This is a genomic window from Candidatus Zixiibacteriota bacterium, assembly GCA_016933955.1.
Lineage (GTDB): Bacteria > Zixibacteria > MSB-5A5 > GN15 > PGXB01 > JAFGTT01.
The window spans coordinates 43,131-64,458 of record JAFGTT010000004.1 but is presented as its reverse complement, the minus strand read 5'-3'; the positions used below and the strand labels follow the sequence as shown (position 1 = coordinate 64,458).

The following is a 21,328-nucleotide window of genomic DNA, read 5'->3' as shown; positions in this document are numbered from 1 at the left end:
GGGAGGATATGTTTAGAATTGAATCCAAAATCAATCCCTCATCACCAGACTTCAAGGAGAATTTCCAGAAAAACAAAGAGCAGCACCTGATTCTCAAGGAACGTCTTGAAAAAATCAAAGAGGGCGGTTCGGAAAAAGCTCGGAAAGTCCATCTCGACCGGGGGAAATTGCTAACCCGGGAGCGGGTCGGCCTTCTTTTCGACAAGAACACTCCCTTTCTGGAGCTGTCGCCGCTGGCCGCTTATGATATGTATGATAATGATGCTCCAGCCTCGGGTTTGATTACCGGGATCGGGATTGTTCACGGCCGGGAAGTGATGGTGATCGCCAACGATGCCACCGTCAAGGGTGGCACCTATTATCCCATCACCATTTTAAAACATGCCCGGGCCCAGCGGATTGCTGAGGAGAACTATTTACCTTGTGTTTACCTGGTCGATTCCGGGGGAATCTACCTGCCATTGCAATCCGGCGTTTTTCCCGATAAGGATCATTTCGGACGAATATTTTATAATCAGGCGAGGATGTCGGCCAAAGGTATTCCGCAAATATCGGCGGTTCTGGGTTCGTGCACGGCCGGCGGAGCCTATCTCCCGGCCATGTCGGATGAGACGGTGATTGTCCGCAAGCAGGGGACCATTTTCATTGGCGGCCCGCCACTGGTTAAAGCGGCCACCGGCGAGGTGGTCTCAGCCGAGGACCTGGGTGGCGCAGATGTTCACTGTCGAACTTCGGGCGTGACCGATCACTATGCTCTCAATGATAAACATGCCCTGCAGATATGCCGCAATATTATCGAGAATGTCAATCGTCAGCCGAAATTCCGGCTGGATATGGCCGAGCCGGAAGAACCTTATTATGATCCTGAGGAACTCTATGGTGTTATCCCCAATGATGTCAGGAAACAATACGATATCAGGGAACTGATTGCGCGGATCGTCGATAGTTCGAAATTCCATGAGTTCAAAGAGCTGTACGGAATAACACTGGTCTGCGGATTCGCGCGGATTATGGGATATCCGGTTGGTATTTTGGCTAACAACGGGGTGCTATTCTCGGAATCGTCGCTTAAGGGGGCGCACTTTATTGAGCTGTGTACCGAGCGCAAAATCCCGCTCTTATTCCTGCAAAATATAACCGGTTTCATTGTCGGACGGCAGTACGAAGCGGGCGGGATTGCCCGCGACGGAGCCAAACTGGTGCATGCCGTAGCCAATGCCCAGGTACCTCGATTCACCGTTATTGTCGGGGGATCGTACGGAGCCGGGAATTACGCCATGTGCGGCCGGGGTTATTTCCCCAGGCTACTCTGGATGTGGCCTAATTCGAAAATATGCGTTATGGGCGGTGAGCAGGCGGCTGATGTTCTGGCCACGGTTAAAGTCAAACAACTGGAACGAGCTGGCCAGAAACTGACGAAGGAACAGATCGAAGAAATCCGCCGACCGATTCTGGAAAAATATGAGGCCGAATCCTCGCCTTATTATTCCTCGGCCCGCCTCTGGGATGACGGCATTATCGGCATGACGGATACGCGCGAGGCCGTTGCGTTGGGAATTGCCATGTCCCTCAATGCCGATATTCCTGATCAGAAATATGGTGTCTTCAGGATGTAGGTGAAGGCTATTATGTACAAAACAATCAGTTGTGAAATACAGGATATGGTTGCCCGGGTGGATTTTTGTCGCCCTGAGGTGCATAATGCTTTCAACGACACCGTCATTTATGAAATGACCGAACTCTTTGACCGGCTTGACAAAGAAAAATCCCTTCGCGCGGTGGTCCTTTCCGGGCAGGGGAAGTCATTTTGTGCCGGGGCCGATCTCAACTGGATGAAACGGGTGATCACCCAATCCTTTGAGGAAAATTTGATGGAATCAAATGCTCTGGCTGATCTTTTTGGGAAAATATATAATTTCCGCTGTCCGGTTATCGGTAAAATCAACGGGGCCGCTATTGGCGGGGGAGTCGGCTTTGTGGCCGTGTGTGATATCGCCCTGGCCGCCGAATCGGCGGTGTTTTCCTTCTCCGAAGTCAAAATCGGGTTGGTTCCGGCGTGTATCGGGCCGTATGTGGTAAAAAAAATAGGCGAGGGCAGAGCCCGTGAGTTTTTTATCACCGGGGAGAGGATGAAAGGGGAGAAGGCTTTCCATATTGGCCTGGTTAACCAATGTGTCAAGGATGAGGCACTTGATGGTGCGGTCAAGGATTTGTTAAAAATGATTAAATCATCGGGTCCGGAAGCAATCTCGGTAGCCAAAGTATTGGTGTCATCGGTTCCCAATATGCCCGAGAAGCAGTATAAGCCGTTCACGGCCGAAATGATTGCAAAACTCAGGATCTCAGATGAAGGACAGGAAGGTATGAACGCCTTTCTGGAAAAGCGAAAACCAAAATGGGTTGATGAATAAATGGGTGACAAATTATTCAAGAAAATTCTGGTGGCCAATCGCGGCGAAATCGCGGTAAGGATATTGAATGCCTGCGGGCTTCTGGGAATTCCAACATTGGCAGTATATTCATCGGCTGATAAGGGAGCGGTACATGCCATGATGGCCGATGAGGCGGTAGAAATCGGGCCACCCCCGCCCAATGAATCCTACCTGGCGATTGACAGGATAATTAAGGCGGCGGTCGATTACAAATGTGACGCCATTCATCCCGGTTATGGTTTTCTGGCGGAGAATCCGCGCCTTCCGGAAGCCTGCGAGAAAGCCGGAATTGTCTTTATCGGGCCGACCGCGGAGGCCATGAGGCTGATGGGTAATAAGGTGGAATCCCGAAAAAAAATGGCTGAAGCCGGAGTCCCGCTGATTCCGGGAATGAAAACCGCCGGAGCGAGTCTTGTTGCTTTTGAACAGGCGGCCGATAAAACCGGTTATCCGGTTTTAATCAAGGCGGCGGCTGGCGGAGGCGGCAAAGGCATGAGGATCGTCCGCGAGTCATCGGAATTGAAAGCGGCCATAGAGGCGGCTATGCGGGAAGCCAAAAACGCCTTTGGCGATGATACGGTTTATCTGGAAAAATATATTGAAAATCCTCGCCATATCGAATTTCAGATCCTGGCCGATAACCACGGTAATACGATTCACCTGTTCGAACGGGAATGCTCGATTCAGCGCCGTCATCAGAAAATAATCGAAGAAACACCATCGACGGCGGTGACTCCCGAAATCCGAAAACGGATGGGAGAGGTCGCGGTCAAAGTGGCCGAGGCGGCCGGGTATCGCAATGCCGGGACGGTGGAATTCCTGCTTGATCAGACCGGCGGTTTCTATTTCCTGGAAATGAATACGCGAATCCAGGTGGAGCACCCCGTGACCGAAATGGTGACCGGGGTTGATCTGGCGGTGGAGCAAATCAGGATTGCCGCCGGGATGCCGATCTCGGATTATGTCATGAAGGCCGTACAGCGGGGTCATTCTATTGAGTGCCGTATCTATGCCGAGGATGGTGAGAATGACTTCCTGCCATCGTCGGGCCATATCCATTACTACCGGGAGCCGGTCGGACCGGGTATCCGGGTGGACAGCGGGGTCTGTGAGAATAGCGTGGTGGGAGTCGAGTATGACCCAATTCTGGCTAAGCTTATTGTTTATGCGCCAAATCGCGATCTGGCCATAACCAAAATGATAAATGCTCTCATTGGCTATAAAATACTTGGGATAAAAACCTCACGCCGTTTTATGATCGATGTTCTCTCCCATGAGGCCTTCCGAAAAGGGGAAACCTACACCAATTTTATAGAAAATAACATGGCCGACCGCGGGACCGGATTTGAAGATATGATCGATCTGGCCGCGGCAGTATCATCGGCGGCCTTGATGAAAAAGACAAAGTTTTCAACCGGCGGCGGACCGGTGGAGTCACCATCACCCTGGCAGACTATCGGACCGTGGGAGATTGGAATGAGGATTACCAGATGATTAATGAATTCCAGTATCAGGATGATTTAATTGAGACTAACGCGGAGTTGGGCGAAAATGGAGTAAAAGTCTCAGTCGGCGATAAAATCTACTTCATTACGGAAAAATCTCCTGGTTTATATTGTGTTATTATTAATGGTCATAAAGTGGATGTTTGCTGCATTATCCGCGATGGAAAGGCTTATCTGGATATCGAGGCAAGGTTACTGGATTTAAAGATTCCATCCGAAGATGGTGCCACCGCTTCCGGTGCGGCCGGAGGGGTCGGGGTTAAGGATAAAATTTTCGCTCCCATGCCCGGCAAGATTGTCAAAATACAGGTTGGCGAGGGTGAAGAGGTGAAAGAAAAACAGCCGATGGTGATTGTCGAGGCCATGAAGATGGAGAATCAGCTTATTTCACCGGCGGCTGGCAGGGTTAAAAAGATTAATTTTTCCGAGGGTGATCAGGTTGATACCGAAACACCGATAATCGAACTGGAATTACCTGAAGAAGAGTGAAATGACCCACGAAAAAAAACCGGGGTTGGAAGACCCCGGTTTTTTTATGGGAATTTAAAAGATCGGTCAATGGTATTAATATCCCAGAACATTTATGGTCAGGCCAAATCCCAGGAAATCGCCATTATATTCGTCATACTCAGATTCCTCGAGAGTCCTTTTGGCGTCCCCCCAGATAACACTTGCCTCCAGACACCAGTTGCGTGCGAACTCATAGCCAATACCCCCGGATATTCCCAATCCGGTTCTGGTATCGGTACCCTCGAATGGCAATGACATGGCTGAAAGACCGGCTCCGGCCGTGACAAAAATCGATGGAGCCTTGGGGCGGAAAAAGTATGTCACTCCAATACCGCCGACACCGGAAAGAAGCGTCACATCATTGTAGGGAAGGTATGATTCCTTGTCGCCGTCATAATACATTTCGACACTGGTATCGATGCCGTACCAGGCCACATTACTGAGCCAATAAACCATAAGCTGGTTACTGGGAGCATATCCGATTTTAAAGTTACTTAAAAAAGAGAATTTGCTGCCATCCTGCGTAACATCATCCTGTCCGCTTTCCACCCTGGTTTCGCTGTATGAAGTAAAACCGGGTCCCAATCCGAATCCGAGAATGAAACCTTTTCTTTCTTTGTCGAAGGCGAATCCGGGGGCTGCCATCCCGAAAATAAAAGCCATAACCAGGGCGACCAGTACCGCTCTATGGTACATCGATTTTCTCATCTGTTTCTCCTTTCTGAGAACTCGGACGCACGTCATCATAAAAAAACATCTTTATACTTATAACAAATTGTGACCAATAAGTTTGCAAAAAAAGAACTTGTCAACTAAAATAATGCAAAATTGAATCTTGTGATTGGTTTCACTTGATTTCAGCCAGTCCATGTGTTATATAAACAACACGAATTCAAAAGACCAAACAATCATTCTGGAGGAATAATGGCTGAAAGAAACGATGCCTATATAGTGTCTGCCTGCCGGTCCGCTATCGGTACCTTTTTGAGCGGGTTGTCAGGATTTACGGCAACGCAGTTGGGAGCCCTGGCCATTAAAGAGGCCGTCAAACGGGCCGGTGTGGACCCCAAGAAAATTGATGAAGTTATAATGGGACAGGTGGTTCAGGCCGGATTGGGACAGGCTCCAGCCCGGCAGGCCGCCATTTTCGGCGGGATTCCTGCTGAAGTTCCGGCCATGACTATTAATAAGGTTTGCGGTTCCGGTTTAAAAGCCGTGGCGCTGGCCGCGCAGTCGATCCGAGCCGGGGATCAGGATTGTATCGTGGCCGGGGGAATGGAATCGATGTCCGGGACACCATATGTCCTTCATGGAGCCAAGGCGGGTTTCAAGTACGGGGATAGAAAACTCCAGGATTCAATGGTTCTCGACGGTCTCTGGTGCGCCTTCAAAAATTGGCATATGGGCAGTGCCGCCGAATTGACAGGGCGGAAAGCCGGTATCAGCCGCGAGGAGCAGGATGAGTTTGCCTTTAATTCCCATAAAAAGGCCGTGGCCGCCCAGGAAGCGGGAAAATTCCAGGCCGAAATATTCCCGGTTGAAATCCCCCAGCGCAAGGGTGATCCTGTTATTTTCGATAAAGATGAGGGCCCGCGGGGGAATATTTCAATGGAGGTCCTGGCCCGGTTAAAGCCGGCTTTTGAAAAGGATGGCACCGTAACAGCCGGAAACGCCCCGGGACTCAATGATGGATCATCGGCAACTGTTGTTGTTTCCGAAAAATTCATGAAAGACAACAACCTGAAACCGCTGGCCCGAATTATCGATTATACTTCAGTCGGAATCGAACCGGAATTAATTTTCTTCTCACCCATCTATGCCGTACGGAAGCTTATGAAAAAAACGGGTGTTGATATTAATCATTTCGATCTGATTGAGGCCAATGAGGCCTTCTCCGTTCAAGCTCTGGCTGATGGCAAGGAACTTGGCTGGGATTGGAACAAGGTCAATGTTCACGGTGGCGCGGTGGCTCTGGGTCATCCAATCGGTGCCTCCGGAACTCGGGTGTTGACTACTCTTATTTATGCTCTCAAGGACAGAGGCCTGAAGAACGGTTTGGCGACCCTTTGCCTGGGCGGCGGTAACGCCGTGGCCATGTCAATCGAAATTGTTTAAGAAGGGAGAATACGGACTATGCGTGTTGACAATATAATTAAAATCGGTGTTATCGGCGGCGGGACCATGGGAAACGGGATCGCTCATATTTGCGCCATGAACGGGTATAATGTTGTTCTCGTGGAAACCAAGCAGGAATTTCTCGATCGTGCCCTGGCCACTATAACAGGTAATCTTGATCGTATGGTCAAAAAGGAAAAAATAACCGCGGCCGATAAGGATAATGCTCTGGCGAGAATAAAAAAGTCGACCAATCTGAATGATATCAAAGACTGTCAGATCGTAATAGAAGCAGTCTTTGAAAATCTGGATGTTAAACTCGATATATTTAAAAAACTCGATACGATCTGCCCGGGCGGTGTGATCCTGGCGTCGAATACCTCGTCAATTTCAATAACCAAACTGGCATCAGCCACCAAAAGGCCGGCGGATGTGGTCGGGATGCATTTTATGAATCCGGTTCCGATGATGAAACTGGTGGAGATGATTCGCGGATTTGCTACATCCGACGAGACTTTCGCCACGGTCATGGAACTGGCCAAGAAGCTGGATAAAACCCCAGTCCCATCCAATGATTATCCGGGATTCATTGCCAATCGGATTTTGATGCCGATGATCAATGAAGCTGTGCAGGCCCTTTTTGAGGGGGTCGGGACGGTCGAGGATATCGACAATGTTATGAAGCTGGGTATGGCGCATCCCATGGGGCCATTGACATTGGCTGATTTCATCGGTCTGGATGTCTGTCTGGCCATTCTGGAGGTTCTCCACGACGGTCTGGGCGATCCCAAATATCGGCCCTGCCCTCTTCTTAAAAAATATGTCGAGGCCGGATTCCTGGGACGTAAGAGCGGTCGCGGATTTTATGATTATTCCAAATAGCGAGGTCCGATATGGATTTTAATCTGAATGAAGATCAGGAGATGTTTCGGGATTCGGCCCGTGAATTCGCCGAAAAGAGGCTTTTCCCGATCGCGGAAGAACTGGATGAAAAAGGAGATCTCCCGGAGGAATTATTGCGGGAAATTGCTGAACTGGGGTACTTCGGGCTTCTTGCCCCGGAAGAATACGGCGGCCTGGGAGTCGATACTCTCAGTTATGCGCTGGTGATCGAAGAAATTTCGAAAGCCTGCGCCGGTCTGGCGATTTCGATAAGCGTTCATAATTCGCTGGCGATTAAGGCTATTGAAAATTACGGGTCGGATGAATTGAAAAAGACCTATCTTCCCAAGCTGGCCGCCGGTGAGATTGTCGGAGCTTATTCGCTTTCAGAGCCGGGTTCGGGAACCGATGCCGGGGCTATGTCCTGCCAGGCTATTCCAGACGGCGATCATTTTATATTTAACGGCACCAAAAACTGGGTGTCCACCGCGAAACATGCCGGTATCTTTATTGTTTTTGCCCTGACCGATCCGACTCAGGGTTCCAAGGGTGTCTCGGCTATTATAGTTCCCAGGGATACGCCGGGATTGACGCTTGGGGCCAATGAGAAAAAGATGGGGATGAAGTGTTCTGATACCCGGGAGTTATCCTTTATGGATGCGCAGGTTCCAAGAAAAAATCTCCTTGGTGAGGAAAACAGCGGTTTCAAAATTGCCCTGTCGTTACTCGATAACGGCCGGATAGGTATTGCGGCCCAAGCTCTGGGTATTGCTGAATCAGCCTTTAAAGAAGCCCTTAAGTATTCCCGCGAGCGCAAGCAATTCGGGCGGCCTATTTGTGATTTCCAGGCGATTCAATTTAAACTGGCCGACATGGCCACAAGAATTGAATACGCCCGGTTGATGGCCTACCAGGCCGCAGTTCTCAAGGATGCCGAAGGACGCCATTCCCGAAAGATTTCGATGGCCAAACTGGTGGCTTCGGAAACGGCCAACTGGGTAGCCAATGAAGCGGTTCAGATTCACGGAGGCTATGGCTATGTTAAAGAATATCCGGTGGAGAGATACTTCCGTGATGCCCGGGTGACCGAAATTTATGAGGGGACATCGGAAGCACAAAGGATCGTAATTTCCAGGGATATCCTGAAGGAATAGCCATGGATTTCGATATCAAGTACAAAGATTTCAGGCAGGAAATCCGAGCCTATTGCGAGGAGAAAATCGCGCCCCATGCCGTTGAGGTTGATCGGGACCAGTTTTATTCCCGAGAAATCCATGAAGATATCAACCGGAAAGGCTGGTGGGGATCAATTGTTCCGAAGGATTATGGCGGACTGGGATTGTCAACGGTGGAGTACGCGATTATTGTCGAGGAAATATCAAGAGTCTGCGGATCGACTGGTTTGACTTTTGCGGCTCATAATTCCCTGGGGACATTCCCCATATATGCTTTCGGAACTGAATCCCAACGCAAAAAATATCTCCCCGAGGCGGCCGAAAAGGGAAAGCTGATAGCCTTTGGATTGACCGAACCTGAAGCCGGGTCCGATGCGGGCGGAACCAAAAGCCGGGCCGAGAAGAAGGAATATGGATACCTGATCAATGGAACCAAATGCTGGATCACTTCGGCCAATGTCTGCGATACGGCTATTATTACTGCCCGAACCAGCGATGAGGGAGGAGTTCACGGGATATCTTCTTTCATAGTTGAAAAGGGGATGGAGGGTTTTTCGGCCGGTAAGAAAGAGAATAAGATGGGTTGCCGAGGGTCCAATACCGCCTACCTGCATCTGGATGATCTGAAAATCAGCATTGATTATCTTATCGGTAAGGAAGGCGAAGGTTTCAAACAATTCATGATCACTCTTGACGGCGGCCGGATCTCGATCGGGGCTATGGCTATCGGCCTGGCCCAGGCGGCCTTGGAAACAGCGGCTCGTTATTCGGAATCCACCCTGGAAAATGGCAAACCGATCAACCGGCATCAATCCATTCAGTTCAAACTGGCTGATATGGCCATGCAGGTTGAAGCGGCCCGGTTGCTAATGTATAAAACGGCTTGGCTGAAGGACAATAAACATCGCTATACCAAGTTGTCAGCCATGTGCAAGTTATATGCTTCCGAGGTCAGCCATTACTGCACTTATCAGGCGATTCAGATTCTCGGACTCGATGGTATTACCGAGGATTTTCCGGCGGAACGCTATTTCCGCGATATGAAGCTCTGTGAAATAGGCGAGGGGACATCGGAAGTCCAGCGGATTGTGATTGCCCGCGAGGCTCTCCATGAATTGATCCCGAAGATTTAATTTCCTGACAGCTAATTACGGGGCGGCCGGATAATTAGGCCGCCCCAGTTTCCCGAAATTAAAAAGCCAATTCCCATCCATTCTGTTAAATAATTTTATTCCCCTCTCTTGACAATCCGGCAATTCTAATTATGAATATACCTGTATTAATGAATAACTGACCCGAATAAGTGTTTTATGAGGAAAGTCGGTTAATGTATATTTATGGACCGGTTTTATCCCGCCGCCTGGGTCGCTCGCTGGAAGTCAGTCTTGTTCCGTCCAAAACATGTACCTGTTCATGCGTTTATTGTGATCAGGGAGCCACTGATCGGCTCCAGGTGATTCGGGAGTCATTTTATCCGCGACAGGATATTCTTGATTCTGTGGTTGAGCGCGCCCGGGATATAAAGCCGGACCATATAACTTTTACCGGACATGGAGAACCTACCCTGTCGGCCGATCTGGGATGGCTAATCAGGCAAATCAAATCGAAATTGAGTATTGACGTTGCAGTCATGACCAATGGTTCACTTTTGCCTGATAAAGACGTCAGACTCGATCTGAATCGGGCGGATATCATCAATATTTCACTCAATGCCGGGAACGAAAAAATGTATCGCTCAATCAGCCGGGCGCATCAGAGTCTTGATTTCAGCACTATCCTGAAAGGTTTGATAGATTTCCGGCGCGGATACTTCGGCCGTCTCTGGATCGAAACCATGCTTATCAAAGACTGGAATGACAGCGAGGAAGAACTCTGGAGTATTCGCCATGCTATCGATGAGATCGAACCAGACCGGGTTTATGTCACGATTCCGACTCATCCCCCGGCCGAAAGCTGGGTCCGGCCGCCGGATCCCCAGACCGTGATTCTGGCCCAGGAAATTATCGGCCGGGCCGTTCCGATGCTCGAGGTGGAAAAAGGGGAATATGACCTTCGGGGTTTTGCCGATGCCCGTCAGGCCATTATTGAAATCGGTTCCCGCCACCCACTTCGTTTGGACCAGGCAGAGAGAATCGAAGCGGCTTTTGTGGAACATGGGACCGTAAGTCGTTTGATCAAAGATGATGAAATGTGTGAGGTCAGATACGACGGCCGGCATTATTTAATCCCCAAGAGATTCAGCAACAAGAATCCAAACCGCTATTGAAATCGAAAACTGGCGTATTTCAAAACCTCTTCTTTATTAATTAAATAACCAAAACTCTCAAGATTTAAAAATCCGGTTAGTTCTTGAAATCGTCAGAATTATTTAATATATTTGACTGGCTCGCATTTAACCTTTTGATTTCAGGAGGAATCTATGCCTTTTAATAAAGTCGATTATATCTGGATGAACGGCAAAATGGTGCCCTGGGACGATGCGAAAATCCACGTTCTGTCTCATGTCGTTCATTATGGCTCATCGGTTTTCGAGGGCCAGCGTTGCTATAAAACACCCAAGGGACCGGCCACTTTCCGTCACCAGGAACATGTGGATCGGCTGTTCAATTCCGCCAAGATATACCGCATGGAAATTCCTTTTACCAAAAAGGAGATTTACGATGCCATGCTCAATATCATTGCCGTAAACGGACTGGAAGAATGCTATATTCGGCCGGTTGTTTATCGCGGATATGATTCCCTGGGGGTTGATCCTTCCCGTTGCCCCGTCGATGTCGCCATTGCCGTCTGGCCGTGGGGGAAATATCTTGGCCCGGAGGCCATGGAGAAAGGGGTCAAGGTATGTGTCTCGACGTGGAGGCGATGCGCTCCGGATACCATGCCAATGATGGCTAAATCAGGCGCCAATTATGCCAGCGGGCAATTGATTAAAATGGAGGCGCTTGCCCGCGGTTATGTGGAGGGTATCGCTCTTGACGCTTATGGTCTGGTTTCCGAAGGTTCCGGCGAAAATATTTTCGTGGTTTACAGGGGGAAAGTCTATACGCCGCCGTTTTCGAATTCAGTCCTGCCGGGGATCACGCGCGATACCATAATCACCCTGGCACGGGAATTCAATATCGAGATTGCCGAGCAGAGTATCCCGCGGGAAATGCTTTATATGTCCGACGAAGTTTTCTTCACCGGATCGGCCGCCGAAGTCACGCCTATTTCTCATATCGATGATTATCAAATCGGGATTGGCCGGCGGGGACCGATAACCGAGAAACTTCAGAAACGGCTTTTTGATATTCTTGAGGGGCGGGCCGATGATAATTATGGCTGGCTGACATTAGTCCCCTCACGGGAGAACGTGTAAATTTAATATAGGGGATATGGCAATGCTGGTGGCCGTTGGATCGGATCATGCCGGTTTTGAGTACAAGGAAAAGATCCGCAGGATACTTATGGACCATGATATTGATGTACTTGATTTTGGCCCCGCTGGAAAAGATTCCGTCGATTACCCGGATTATGGACTCAAAGTGGCCCGGGCCGTGGCTTCCGGTAAGGCCGACAGCGGGGTGGCCATATGCTGGACCGGGAACGGTATGGCTATGACTGCCAATAAGGTTAAGGGGATTCGCGCGGCTCTGTGTTTGACCCCGGACATGGTCTATTACGCCCGTCTTCACAACAATGCCAATGTGCTTACATTGGGGCAGAAATATGTCAAAGAGACTGATCTGCCGAATATAATCAAAACCTGGCTGGAAACCGAGTTTGAGGGTGGACGCCATATAGCGAGATTAGAGAAAATAGCGGCGGCCGAAAAAAACAAATAATCGCTTTCCGCATTTCCGGGAAGCAGGCTTTTGGAGCGCCGATCAGTATAGCTGGAGGATAGCATATCATGTCTTATCTGAAAAAAACCGATCCCGAAATCTATGATGCGATGTTAAAAGAGACGGAACGGGAATCGGATAAACTGGAATTAATCGCCTCCGAAAATTTCGTATCCGAGGCGGTTCTGGAAGCTAATGGCGGCGTCATGACCAATAAGTACGCCGAAGGTTATCCGGGCAAGAGATATTATGGCGGTTGTGAATTCGTTGATCTGGCCGAGGATCTGGCCCGCGAAAGGGCCAAAAAGCTGTTTGGTTGCGAGCATGCCAATGTGCAGCCGCATTCCGGCTCCCAGGCGAATATGGCGGTATATTTTACAATTCTAGAACCGGGTGATAAGGTGATGGGACTTGATCTGTCTCATGGCGGACATCTGACACATGGTCATCCGCTCAATTTTTCGGGCAAACTGTATCAGTTTCACGGATACCAGGTGGAGAAGGATACCGAGGTTATCGATTATGATAAATTAATCGCCATGGCCAGAGAGATCAAGCCAAAATTAATCGTGACCGGGGCCTCGGCCTATCCGAGAATACTGGACTTTATAAAATTTCGAGAGGCGGCCGACGCCTGCGGCGCCTATTTGATGGTTGATATTGCCCATATCGCCGGACTGGTGGCGGCCGGTTTACATCCGTCGCCGATTCCCTATGCCGATTTTGTCACCACCACCACTCATAAAACCCTTCGAGGGCCGCGCGGCGGGATGGTCATGTGCAAAGAAAAGTATGCCGCCGATCTTGATCGTACCGTGATGCCGGGTATTCAGGGCGGGCCATTGATGCATGTTATCGCCGCCAAAGCGGTGGCTTTCAAGGAGGCTCTGTCCGATGATTTCAAGGCATACCAGAAACGAATTCTGGAAAACGCCAGAATTATGTCGGAAGAATTGAAGGGCAGGGGACATCACATTGTCTCAGGCGGAACCGATACCCATCTGTTTTTAATGTCTTTCATTGATCGCGATTATTCGGGAAAGAAAATTGAAAGGGCTTTGGATAGCGCCGGGATTACGGTGAACAAAAATACGGTGCCGTTTGATACTCGAAAGCCGCTGGTAACATCGGGGATTCGGATCGGAACCCCGGCTATTACAACCCGGGGGATGGGGCTGTCCGAAATGAAAACTATCGCCGATTTTATTGATACGGCTATTGAGAACAGGGAAGATGAAAGGGTTCTCGAAGGGATCCGCGGTGAGGTCAAAACCTTGTGTGATAAATTCCCGCTATACGAAGAGCGTAAAAAATAACTCGGAAATTTAAGGTATTAAGGCCGCCTTTTCAATAAGTCGGCCTTCTTTATTTATTGCCTATACTATTAATCATTGATTTTAAAGCCGTAATATCTTTGAATTGGGAAACGGGAGATAAGATAATGTCTCTGACAATGGATTCCACCATTAAAGGGGAGAAATAAAATGCTGATTCAGTTTTCCATGTTTCCGGCAGGCAATAAGGAGTCGGCCTCGGCCGAGGTTGCCAAAATCATTGATTTGATCGACAAATCCGGTCTTCCCTATAAAACCTCAGCCATGTCAACCGTGATTGAGGGCGAATGGAATGAAATAATTAAATTAATTAATAAATGTCGGCTGCGTTTAAGACGAAATAATAATAGAATCTACATGGTCCTGACCATGGATGACCGGAAACAGGCCAGAAAACGTCTGATGGGGAAAATAGATTCGCTTGAAAAACGGCTTAAAAGGAAAATTAATTCGTAACATAGAGGTTTCCAGATGTCCGCATTCAGAGTTATGCTTATTACCGTTTCGGTTGACAAGGCCGAGGAGCTTTCCCAGAAAATAGTCGAAAGCCGGCTGGCAGCATGTGTCAATATCGTTGATCACGTGAAATCCATTTATCACTGGAAGGGTGTAATTAAAAAAGACGCCGAAAGCATGCTTATTGTCAAGACGACCACCAAAAAGGTAGAAAACCTGATTCGTTTTATTCGGGAAAATCATTCATATGAGGTACCCGAAGTGATTTCACTGACTGTCGCCGAAGGAAATCCCGACTATCTTGACTGGGTCGATAAGGAGACCAGCCAATGAAGTACCGGCCGGTTGAGGATGGGTATCTGGTTCTTCTGGAAAGGGGCGAAAACATCCTGGAATCACTCCGGGGTTTCGTTAAGCAACATCATATACAGGCGGGTATTATCTCAGGAGTCGGGGCGGTTACCGAGGCGACTCTGGGAATCTATGATTCGGAACAGAAGGAATTCGTCACCAAAACCTTCATGGATGAACTCGAGGTAGGCCATTTAAGCGCCAATATATCCTACCCGCCGGATAGTGATGAGCCGTTTATTCACTGTCATATGGTCGTATCCGACCGTTCTTTGAGCGCCTTTACCGGTCATTTAGTTGAAGCCACCGTGCTACTTACGCTTGAAGTTTATATTAGAACTTTAAAAGATAAAATCACCCGGACACAGGATCCGAAAAGAAATATCGGCCATTGGCAATTGTAAATACAAAATCTCCGGTAATCACTCTGACCACCGATTTTGGCTGGCGGGATAATTATGCCGGGATTGTCAGGGGGGTAATAACAGGATTGAACCCTCTGGCAAGAATCATTGATATCAGTCACGCGAGCCCGGTTTTCAATATTGAAGCCGGTAAATATCTCATTGAAACATCATACGGCAATTTTCCTTCAGGGACAATCCATGTCGGAATTATTGATCCAACCGTCGGAACCAAAAGAAAGGCCATTCTGATAGAAACTGAGGATTATTTCTTTATTGGCCCCGACAATGGTCTTTTCTCATTTCTGGCAACGGATTCGATTCTCCGGATTATTTCTCTGACTGCCGGGAAATATCACCTGAGACCAACCTCTGCCACCTTTCATGGCCGTGATATTTTCGCCCCCGTGGCGGGCTATCTGTCGCTTGGAGTTATGCCTGATGAGTTTGGAAGGAAACTGCCGAAGTTAATCAGATTGAAGGAAAGGCGGTATACAAAAAGGGGGGGGCAGCTGATCGGACGGATTATATATGTCGATCATTTCGGGAATCTCGTGACCTCCTTTCGGCAGACGGATTTACCGGAAAGCAGATATTCGGTGTATTTAAATGGCCATAAAATCGGTGCCCTTCGGGAGACATATGACCGGGCGAAAAAGGGGCGGGCGTTGTGTTATATCAATTCCTTCGGTTATCTCGAAATCGCGATAAATTGGGGCTCGGCGGCCGACTATTTTGATATCAACTCTGATCTATCGGCCAAGATTTTAATTGCGCCGGTTATTTGCAACGCGTAAATTGCACCCCATGAGTGAACATTTGAATTCCCGGCGGCCGTCATGGAACGAGTATTTCATGCGGATCGCCATGCTGGCGGCGTCGCGATCAACCTGTCTTCGACGCCAGGTCGGGGCGGTTATTGTTAAGAACAAAAAAGTCCTGGCAACCGGCTATAACGGAGCTCCCTCGGGATTGCATCATTGTCTGGAAACCGGATGTTTGCGCGAGAAAATGGGGATCCCTTCCGGGCAAAGACATGAATTATGCCGGGCGATTCATGCCGAACAAAACGCCATTATCCAAGCCGCCACATCGGGCATCTCGATCGAAGGCGGTATTCTGTACACGACAACCTTTCCATGTACCCTGTGTGCCAAGATGCTGATAAATTCGGGAATACGGGAGATTTATGTGGCCGAGGGGTATCCCGATGATCTTTCAAAGGAGATGATGGAAGAGGCCGGGGTGGTAATTCATCGGTTGCTGATAAACCAGCCCGATAAACCGATTGAGGACCTGATCAAATGAAATGTCCTTTCTGCGGACATGAGGAAGATAAGGTGGTTGATTCCCGGAGCGCCCAGGACGGGCGGGCGGTCCGCCGCCGCCGCGAATGTCTTAAATGCAAAGAGCGATTTACCACTTATGAATATATCGAAAATGTCGTTCTGACTGTTACCAAATCGGATAACCGGCGGGAACCCTTTGACCGTCAGAAAATAATTCAGGGTATCAAATTGGCCTGCAACAAACGCCCGGTTTCACAGAAGAAAATTGAGGCGATGGTCGATGAGATCGAGGCGCGGCTACAGGAACGCTCCAAAAGCGAGGTGACCAGCAAGTATATCGGGGAACTGGTCATGGAAAAGCTCAAGGAGACTGATGAAATTGCCTATGTCCGATTCGCCTCGGTTTATCGTAAATTTCAGGACAAGACGGAATTTCTTGAGGAATTGAAGAAACTTCTGAGTTAGAAATACAATACCGGCTCTTAGTAATACCCACAGCAGATTAAAAATCATTTGACTTAATTCCGAAGTTTCCTCTAATTCATTATCATTATGGCGGATAACCAAAAATCGGATACTTCGGAAGAAGTCGTTAAAAAATCCAGTATGCCATTTTTGGAGCATATTGAGGAGTTACGCCGGCGGCTGATTTGGTCCCTGGTCGCCATCGGCGTGATGACCTGCATTTCATTTGGATTTGCCCAATATGTATATGAATTTATAACCGCCCCATTGGGTGATACCAAATTGCATTTCACGGAAATCACCGGGTCTTTTTACGCCTATCTGAAAATTTCGCTTATCACCGGCATCTTTGCCGCATTACCGATAGTCTTTTACCAGCTTTGGAAATTTATTGGTCCGGGATTATATAAAAAGGAAAAGAAAACGATTCTGCCGATGGCTTTCTATTCTACCGGCCTTTTTCTGGCCGGGGCGGCTTTTTGTTTTTTTGTGGTATTGCCGTTTGCGCTTGATTTTCTGATTCACTACGGGGAAGGGGAGATGACCCCGATTATAACCGTGTCCAGCTATATTTCATTCGCCGGGATGCTTCTTTTGGCTTTTGGGCTGGCCTTTCAATTACCCGTGGTCGGTTATTTTCTGGGGCGAATCGGTGTTATTACGGGGAAAGGGCTGGGTCGTATTCGGCCCTATGCTCTGGTTGCCATATTAATAGTGGCCGCTATATTGACCCCGCCCGACGTTTTTTCTCAATTGTTGCTGGCGGTGCCGCTGTATATTCTTTATGAAATCACCATTATTATCGTTAAAATAAGCGGCAGTAAAAAATAATTGAGAAACTTGAATTATTCAAAATTGGCCATATCTTATATTTGTATAACAGGCTAATAAAAGCTTGAGGAGACGTGAATGGTATGAATGTAATAAAAAAATGGATCACGGCGGCTCGGACGCCATTCTTTACCGGAATCGGTATCCCTATAATTTTCGGTGCGGCTCTGGCCTATTATCAAGTCGGAGAATTCCAATGGATGTTGTTTTTTATCACCTTGACCGGGGGGATTTTTGCCCATGCCGCCGCCAATATGGCCAATGATTATTTCGATCATAAATCCACCGATGATGATATAAATGAAAACTACACTCCGTTTTCGGGCGGATCCCGGGTGATTCAAAAGAAGATATTAAAACCGGGATCGGTTCTGACCGCGGCACTTGTATGCTGGGGGATGGCTCTGGCGGCCGGGATTTATCTGACCATGATGACACCGGGTTATTGGATTATTGCCCTGGCTGTAATGGGTTTTATCGGTGGTTTCTTTTATACCGCATCCAGGTACGCCTTTTCATACAACCGAATCGGCGAACTGGCTATCCTGATCAATTTCGGGATACTGCCTGTTATGGGTTCTTACTACGTGCAAACAGGACAATTCACGTGGTTGTCATTCTGGTCATCGCTTCCAATAGGTTTCTTAATTACGGCCATTTTATATATCAATCAATATCCTGACTATTTGGCTGATAAATCTGTCGGCAAGAATCACCTGGTGGTCACGCTGGGCAAGAAAAGGGCCCGGTACGGTTACTATTTTCTGATTTTCGGCAACTATGCCATCATTATTCTGGCAGTGGCTTTTGCCCGATTAACGCCATATGCATTATTGGCCCTGTTGAGCCTTCCGATAGCCCTGAAAACGGTTCGTTTGTTTTCGAGGGAATTCGATAAGATTGCGGAATTGATCCCGGCTCAGGCCGGTACGATTCAGGTTCATTTGGTAACCGGGTTGCTGATGGCCATCGGCTGTGTAGCGGGAGCATTGATTTAATGGTGGTTACAAATTCCCTTGACTTGGGGAATTATTGAAATAAATTAATTAAAGCTGTCTAAGCGGGCGTAATTCAGCGGTAGAATGCAAGCTTCCCAAGCTTGACGTCGAGGGTTCGACCCCCTTCGCCCGCTTTTGCTTATGGTCATGAAAATCACTGCTGTCAATCCCGATTCACCCCTGTTCGGTCATATTCGACCAGGTTATAATCTGATTTCGGTAAATGGCGAGTCGGTTCGGGATAATATCGACTGTATGTATAAACTGGCCGAAGATATTGTGGAACTGGAAATCGAAGATAATACGGGATATAGACAGCGATTCCGATTTGATTATCCCGAAGATATCGGTCTGACCTTTGAATCCGATCGTATTAAACGATGCCGGAATACCTGCATTTTTTGTTTTATCCACCAGCAACCCCAAGGGATGCGGCGCTCGTTATATATCAAGGATGATGATTATCGACTTTCATTCACGCACGGCAATTTTATTTCGTTTTCCAATATTACTGATAATGATATCTCGAGGATTATCGAGCAGCGTCTTTCACCGCTCTATATTTCGGTTCATACGACTGATGATCAATTACGCCGGGTCATGTTCGGTAATCGTAATCTTCCTCCCATAATGGAACAACTCAGGGCGCTGACCGAAAAGGGAATTGTTTTCCATACCCAGGTGGTGATCTGTCCTGGAATCAACGATGGAATTCATCTGGAGAAAACGATAAATGATCTTTATTCATTATGCCCGGGGGTGGCGACCCTGGGTATTGTTCCGGTCGGATTAACCCGTTACAGGGAAAACCTCCCGCAACTGAGAGCCTTTGATGCTATTGGCGCGGATCTCATGATAAAATATGTTCATCGGCGGCAGAGGGAGTTTTTCAGAAGGGGAGGGTCACGTTTTGTTTTTGCCGCTGATGAGTTCTATATTCTGGCTGGTCATGATTTCCCCGGAATCTCGGAGTACGAGGAGATGGAACAATTCGAAAACGGAATCGGTATGATGCGTCATTTCCTGACCGATTTTAACCGCCGCAAGCGTTTTCTGAAACCGGGCGACAGGAGATATCGTCTGGCCATTCTGACCGGGGAATCGGCCTTTACGGTTCTTGAGAATCGAGTCAAGCCTGATTTAAAAAGAAAAGGATTTTTTGCTGATATCATTCCGATAAAAAATAATTTCTGGGGCGAAAAAATCACTGTCAGCGGTTTGTTGACCGGCCGCGATATTTTAAAAAAAGCCGCTCAGTTGCGCCGAAATTATGATATTGCCATCCTGCCTCCGAACTGCTTAAATAATGATAACCTCTTTCTGGATGATCTTTCACTGGAGGGTTTCCGGAAGGAATCGGGACTTGATATTAGAACGGGGAAATACAGCATGATTGATACTCTAAATGAGGTTTGCCAATGAGTCTTCCTCTGGTAACATTGATCGGACGCCCGAATGTCGGAAAATCATCGCTGTTTAACCGTTTTTTAAGAAAGAAAATCGCCATTGTCGATGATACCCCGGGTATTACGCGCGATCGTAATTATTCGCTGTGTGAATGGCGGGGGAAGGAGTTCTATCTGGTTGACACCGGAGGAATGATCCCGGGCAGTAAAAGCGGGATTAATCGTCTGGTTCTCGAACAATCCGAAATAAGTATCGACCAGGCCGACCTTGTTGTTCTGATTGTGGATTGTCAAGCCGGCGCTGATGAAATTGATGAGCAGATTGCCACCCGTCTGCAACGGGCCGGCAAAAATGTCATCCTCCTGGCCAATAAAGCCGACAGCGATAGCGGCGAACTGGATATATATGAATTCATGAGGCTCGGGCTGGGAGAACCACTCCCGATTTCAGCCACGGGAGGGAGAAATATCGGCGAGGCCCTCGACGCTATCGTGGATGCTTTGCCGGAGACCGATCAACAGGCAGAGGAAGCTTCGGCCATAAGAATTGCTGTTATCGGCAAACCGAATGTCGGGAAATCTCTTTTCATCAACCGCCTGATCGGGGAGGAGAGAGTGATTGTCTCGCCCGTGGCCGGAACCACCCGGGATGCGGTCGATACTCCCTTTACCCTTGACGGCCGTAAATATGTTCTGATCGATACGGCCGGATTGAGGAGAAAATCCAAAGTAACCGAGGCGGTTGAATATTTTACCACCCTGAGAACTCTGCGAGCCATCGAAGGATGCCATGTGGCGGTGGTGCTGGTAGACGCTCAGGAGGGTCTCTCGGTCCAGGATTTGAAAGTTATTGAGGATGCGGTGGAAGCTCGCCGTGGGCTGGTCCTGGCGGTCAATAAATGGGATCTCGTGGAAAAGGATCATCGCACGGCCGATATTTTCACCTCGCAAATCAAAGAATTCGCTCGGACGATTGCCTATTTGCCCATCATATATATTTCAGCCCTGACCGGACAACGGGTGATCAAGACCATTGATCTGGTCGATCGGGTTTACGAAAACTGGGAAAGACGAATCCCGACCCCGGAACTGAATACACTTCTCGAGGAGATTGTCCAGAAACAGCCGCCGGCGGCCGTTCAGGGTAAGTACGTCAAACTTTTTTATGTCACCCAGCCCGATATCCGCCCCCCGACCTTTATTTTCTTCTGTAATTATCCTCAATCACTGCAAAAAAGCTATTTGCGCTATATCGAGAATCAGATTCGAAGTCGCTATGATTTCGAGGGTATACCCATCAGGATAAAGTTTCGCAAAAAATAATTAATCGCTGTTTGGGCCAAAGCCGGAA

Annotated in this window: 23 protein-coding genes and 1 tRNA gene; 23 read left to right on the top strand and 1 reads right to left on the bottom strand. The window is 48.3% G+C overall.

Features of this window, described 5'->3' with window-relative positions; genetic code table 11:
- The first annotated feature begins 8 nt into the window (after positions 1 to 8).
- The 4 genes from JXQ28_00910 to JXQ28_00895 are packed head-to-tail and all read left to right on the top strand — an operon-like array spanning position 9 to position 4,426.
- Entirely contained in the window at positions 9 to 1,616 is a 1,608-nt protein-coding gene (locus tag JXQ28_00910) for a methylcrotonoyl-CoA carboxylase (protein MBN2276282.1), read from the top strand.
- 12 nt (positions 1,617 to 1,628) lie between these two features.
- The gene (locus JXQ28_00905) at positions 1,629 to 2,411 is read left to right on the top strand and encodes an enoyl-CoA hydratase/isomerase family protein (GenBank protein MBN2276281.1); all 783 of its coding nucleotides are present in this window, start codon (positions 1,629 to 1,631) and stop codon (positions 2,409 to 2,411) included.
- Positions 2,412 to 3,926 carry an acetyl-CoA carboxylase biotin carboxylase subunit gene (locus tag JXQ28_00900; protein MBN2276280.1) on the top strand — a complete coding sequence of 505 codons (1,515 nt, stop codon included), beginning with the start codon at positions 2,412 to 2,414 and terminating at the stop codon, positions 3,924 to 3,926.
- Positions 3,923 to 4,426, top strand: coding sequence for an acetyl-CoA carboxylase biotin carboxyl carrier protein subunit (locus tag JXQ28_00895; protein MBN2276279.1), 504 nt, complete (start codon positions 3,923 to 3,925; stop codon positions 4,424 to 4,426). Before JXQ28_00900 ends, JXQ28_00895 begins: the two co-directional genes overlap by 4 nt.
- Positions 4,427 to 4,501: 75 nt before the next feature.
- Here JXQ28_00895 and JXQ28_00890 read toward each other — a convergent pair whose 3' ends face one another.
- Complete coding sequence (locus JXQ28_00890) at positions 4,502 to 5,155, bottom strand: hypothetical protein (protein MBN2276278.1); 654 nt, start codon at positions 5,153 to 5,155, stop codon at positions 4,502 to 4,504.
- A 216-nt stretch (positions 5,156 to 5,371) separates the two neighbouring features.
- On the opposite strand from JXQ28_00890, the gene JXQ28_00885 reads away from it, so the two are divergent.
- From JXQ28_00885 to der, 19 genes are all read left to right on the top strand, one after another.
- Positions 5,372 to 6,562 (top strand): acetyl-CoA C-acetyltransferase, encoded by a 1,191-nt coding sequence (locus tag JXQ28_00885; GenBank protein ID MBN2276277.1) that lies wholly within the window; start codon positions 5,372 to 5,374, stop codon positions 6,560 to 6,562.
- Between the two features lie 18 nt (positions 6,563 to 6,580).
- Positions 6,581 to 7,444, top strand: coding sequence for a 3-hydroxybutyryl-CoA dehydrogenase (locus tag JXQ28_00880; protein MBN2276276.1), 864 nt, complete (start codon positions 6,581 to 6,583; stop codon positions 7,442 to 7,444).
- 11 nt (positions 7,445 to 7,455) lie between these two features.
- Positions 7,456 to 8,598 carry an acyl-CoA dehydrogenase family protein gene (locus tag JXQ28_00875; protein ID MBN2276275.1) on the top strand — a complete coding sequence of 381 codons (1,143 nt, stop codon included), beginning with the start codon at positions 7,456 to 7,458 and terminating at the stop codon, positions 8,596 to 8,598.
- Positions 8,599 to 8,600: 2 nt separating this feature from the next.
- Entirely contained in the window at positions 8,601 to 9,752 is a 1,152-nt protein-coding gene (locus JXQ28_00870; GenBank protein MBN2276274.1) for an acyl-CoA dehydrogenase family protein, read from the top strand.
- Positions 9,753 to 9,946: 194 nt separating this feature from the next.
- Positions 9,947 to 10,885: a radical SAM protein gene (locus tag JXQ28_00865; protein ID MBN2276273.1), complete on the top strand. Its 939-nt coding sequence runs from the start codon at positions 9,947 to 9,949 to the stop codon at positions 10,883 to 10,885.
- A gap of 153 nt (positions 10,886 to 11,038) precedes the next feature.
- Entirely contained in the window at positions 11,039 to 11,977 is a 939-nt protein-coding gene (locus JXQ28_00860) for a branched-chain amino acid transaminase (protein ID MBN2276272.1), read from the top strand.
- A 22-nt stretch (positions 11,978 to 11,999) separates the two neighbouring features.
- A complete protein-coding gene (gene rpiB / locus JXQ28_00855) occupies positions 12,000 to 12,443 on the top strand; it encodes a ribose 5-phosphate isomerase B (GenBank protein MBN2276271.1) in 444 nt (147 codons plus the stop codon).
- A 68-nt stretch (positions 12,444 to 12,511) separates the two neighbouring features.
- Entirely contained in the window at positions 12,512 to 13,759 is a 1,248-nt protein-coding gene (locus JXQ28_00850) for a serine hydroxymethyltransferase (GenBank protein MBN2276270.1), read from the top strand.
- 168 nt (positions 13,760 to 13,927) lie between these two features.
- Complete coding sequence (locus JXQ28_00845; protein ID MBN2276269.1) at positions 13,928 to 14,233, top strand: MTH1187 family thiamine-binding protein; 306 nt, start codon at positions 13,928 to 13,930, stop codon at positions 14,231 to 14,233.
- A 15-nt stretch (positions 14,234 to 14,248) separates the two neighbouring features.
- Entirely contained in the window at positions 14,249 to 14,566 is a 318-nt protein-coding gene (locus JXQ28_00840) for a divalent-cation tolerance protein CutA (GenBank protein MBN2276268.1), read from the top strand.
- A complete protein-coding gene (locus tag JXQ28_00835; protein ID MBN2276267.1) occupies positions 14,563 to 14,988 on the top strand; it encodes a DNA-binding protein in 426 nt (141 codons plus the stop codon). Before JXQ28_00840 ends, JXQ28_00835 begins: the two co-directional genes overlap by 4 nt.
- On the top strand, positions 14,976 to 15,785 hold the full coding sequence (locus JXQ28_00830) for an SAM-dependent chlorinase/fluorinase (protein MBN2276266.1): 810 nt from the start codon (positions 14,976 to 14,978) through the stop codon (positions 15,783 to 15,785). The genes JXQ28_00835 and JXQ28_00830 overlap by 13 nt, the downstream gene beginning before the upstream one ends.
- A 10-nt stretch (positions 15,786 to 15,795) precedes the next feature.
- Entirely contained in the window at positions 15,796 to 16,296 is a 501-nt protein-coding gene (locus JXQ28_00825) for a cytidine/deoxycytidylate deaminase family protein (GenBank protein ID MBN2276265.1), read from the top strand.
- Positions 16,293 to 16,742, top strand: a complete 450-nt coding sequence (gene nrdR / locus JXQ28_00820) for a transcriptional repressor NrdR (protein MBN2276264.1) — start codon at positions 16,293 to 16,295, stop codon at positions 16,740 to 16,742. Before JXQ28_00825 ends, nrdR begins: the two co-directional genes overlap by 4 nt.
- A gap of 87 nt (positions 16,743 to 16,829) precedes the next feature.
- Complete coding sequence (tatC, locus tag JXQ28_00815; protein ID MBN2276263.1) at positions 16,830 to 17,573, top strand: twin-arginine translocase subunit TatC; 744 nt, start codon at positions 16,830 to 16,832, stop codon at positions 17,571 to 17,573.
- A gap of 83 nt (positions 17,574 to 17,656) precedes the next feature.
- Positions 17,657 to 18,571, top strand: a complete 915-nt coding sequence (menA, locus tag JXQ28_00810) for a 1,4-dihydroxy-2-naphthoate octaprenyltransferase (protein MBN2276262.1) — start codon at positions 17,657 to 17,659, stop codon at positions 18,569 to 18,571.
- A 62-nt stretch (positions 18,572 to 18,633) separates the two neighbouring features.
- Positions 18,634 to 18,705 (top strand) — tRNA-Gly (locus JXQ28_00805).
- A 13-nt stretch (positions 18,706 to 18,718) separates the two neighbouring features.
- Positions 18,719 to 19,993 (top strand): DUF512 domain-containing protein, encoded by a 1,275-nt coding sequence (locus tag JXQ28_00800; protein ID MBN2276261.1) that lies wholly within the window; start codon positions 18,719 to 18,721, stop codon positions 19,991 to 19,993.
- Entirely contained in the window at positions 19,990 to 21,300 is a 1,311-nt protein-coding gene (gene der / locus JXQ28_00795; GenBank protein ID MBN2276260.1) for a ribosome biogenesis GTPase Der, read from the top strand. Before JXQ28_00800 ends, der begins: the two co-directional genes overlap by 4 nt.
- Positions 21,301 to 21,328 lie beyond the last annotated feature (28 nt).

What these genes read in the sequence shown, in the direction of transcription:
- JXQ28_00910 (MBN2276282.1), top strand. Translation starts at nt 9, where the DNA reads ATGTTTAGAATTGAATCCAAAATCAATCCCTCATCACCAGACTTCAAG.
- JXQ28_00905 (MBN2276281.1), top strand. Translation starts at nt 1,629, where the DNA reads ATGTACAAAACAATCAGTTGTGAAATACAGGATATGGTTGCCCGGGTG.
- JXQ28_00900 (MBN2276280.1), top strand. Translation starts at nt 2,412, where the DNA reads ATGGGTGACAAATTATTCAAGAAAATTCTGGTGGCCAATCGCGGCGAA.
- JXQ28_00895 (MBN2276279.1), top strand. Translation starts at nt 3,923, where the DNA reads ATGATTAATGAATTCCAGTATCAGGATGATTTAATTGAGACTAACGCG.
- JXQ28_00890 (MBN2276278.1), bottom strand. Translation starts at nt 5,155, where the DNA reads ATGAGAAAATCGATGTACCATAGAGCGGTACTGGTCGCCCTGGTTATG.
- JXQ28_00885 (MBN2276277.1), top strand. Translation starts at nt 5,372, where the DNA reads ATGGCTGAAAGAAACGATGCCTATATAGTGTCTGCCTGCCGGTCCGCT.
- JXQ28_00880 (MBN2276276.1), top strand. Translation starts at nt 6,581, where the DNA reads ATGCGTGTTGACAATATAATTAAAATCGGTGTTATCGGCGGCGGGACC.
- JXQ28_00875 (MBN2276275.1), top strand. Translation starts at nt 7,456, where the DNA reads ATGGATTTTAATCTGAATGAAGATCAGGAGATGTTTCGGGATTCGGCC.
- JXQ28_00870 (MBN2276274.1), top strand. Translation starts at nt 8,601, where the DNA reads ATGGATTTCGATATCAAGTACAAAGATTTCAGGCAGGAAATCCGAGCC.
- JXQ28_00865 (MBN2276273.1), top strand. Translation starts at nt 9,947, where the DNA reads ATGTATATTTATGGACCGGTTTTATCCCGCCGCCTGGGTCGCTCGCTG.
- JXQ28_00860 (MBN2276272.1), top strand. Translation starts at nt 11,039, where the DNA reads ATGCCTTTTAATAAAGTCGATTATATCTGGATGAACGGCAAAATGGTG.
- rpiB (MBN2276271.1), top strand. Translation starts at nt 12,000, where the DNA reads ATGCTGGTGGCCGTTGGATCGGATCATGCCGGTTTTGAGTACAAGGAA.
- JXQ28_00850 (MBN2276270.1), top strand. Translation starts at nt 12,512, where the DNA reads ATGTCTTATCTGAAAAAAACCGATCCCGAAATCTATGATGCGATGTTA.
- JXQ28_00845 (MBN2276269.1), top strand. Translation starts at nt 13,928, where the DNA reads ATGCTGATTCAGTTTTCCATGTTTCCGGCAGGCAATAAGGAGTCGGCC.
- JXQ28_00840 (MBN2276268.1), top strand. Translation starts at nt 14,249, where the DNA reads ATGTCCGCATTCAGAGTTATGCTTATTACCGTTTCGGTTGACAAGGCC.
- JXQ28_00835 (MBN2276267.1), top strand. Translation starts at nt 14,563, where the DNA reads ATGAAGTACCGGCCGGTTGAGGATGGGTATCTGGTTCTTCTGGAAAGG.
- JXQ28_00825 (MBN2276265.1), top strand. Translation starts at nt 15,796, where the DNA reads ATGAGTGAACATTTGAATTCCCGGCGGCCGTCATGGAACGAGTATTTC.
- nrdR (MBN2276264.1), top strand. Translation starts at nt 16,293, where the DNA reads ATGAAATGTCCTTTCTGCGGACATGAGGAAGATAAGGTGGTTGATTCC.
- tatC (MBN2276263.1), top strand. Translation starts at nt 16,830, where the DNA reads ATGGCGGATAACCAAAAATCGGATACTTCGGAAGAAGTCGTTAAAAAA.
- menA (MBN2276262.1), top strand. Translation starts at nt 17,657, where the DNA reads ATGAATGTAATAAAAAAATGGATCACGGCGGCTCGGACGCCATTCTTT.
- JXQ28_00800 (MBN2276261.1), top strand. Translation starts at nt 18,719, where the DNA reads ATGAAAATCACTGCTGTCAATCCCGATTCACCCCTGTTCGGTCATATT.
- der (MBN2276260.1), top strand. Translation starts at nt 19,990, where the DNA reads ATGAGTCTTCCTCTGGTAACATTGATCGGACGCCCGAATGTCGGAAAA.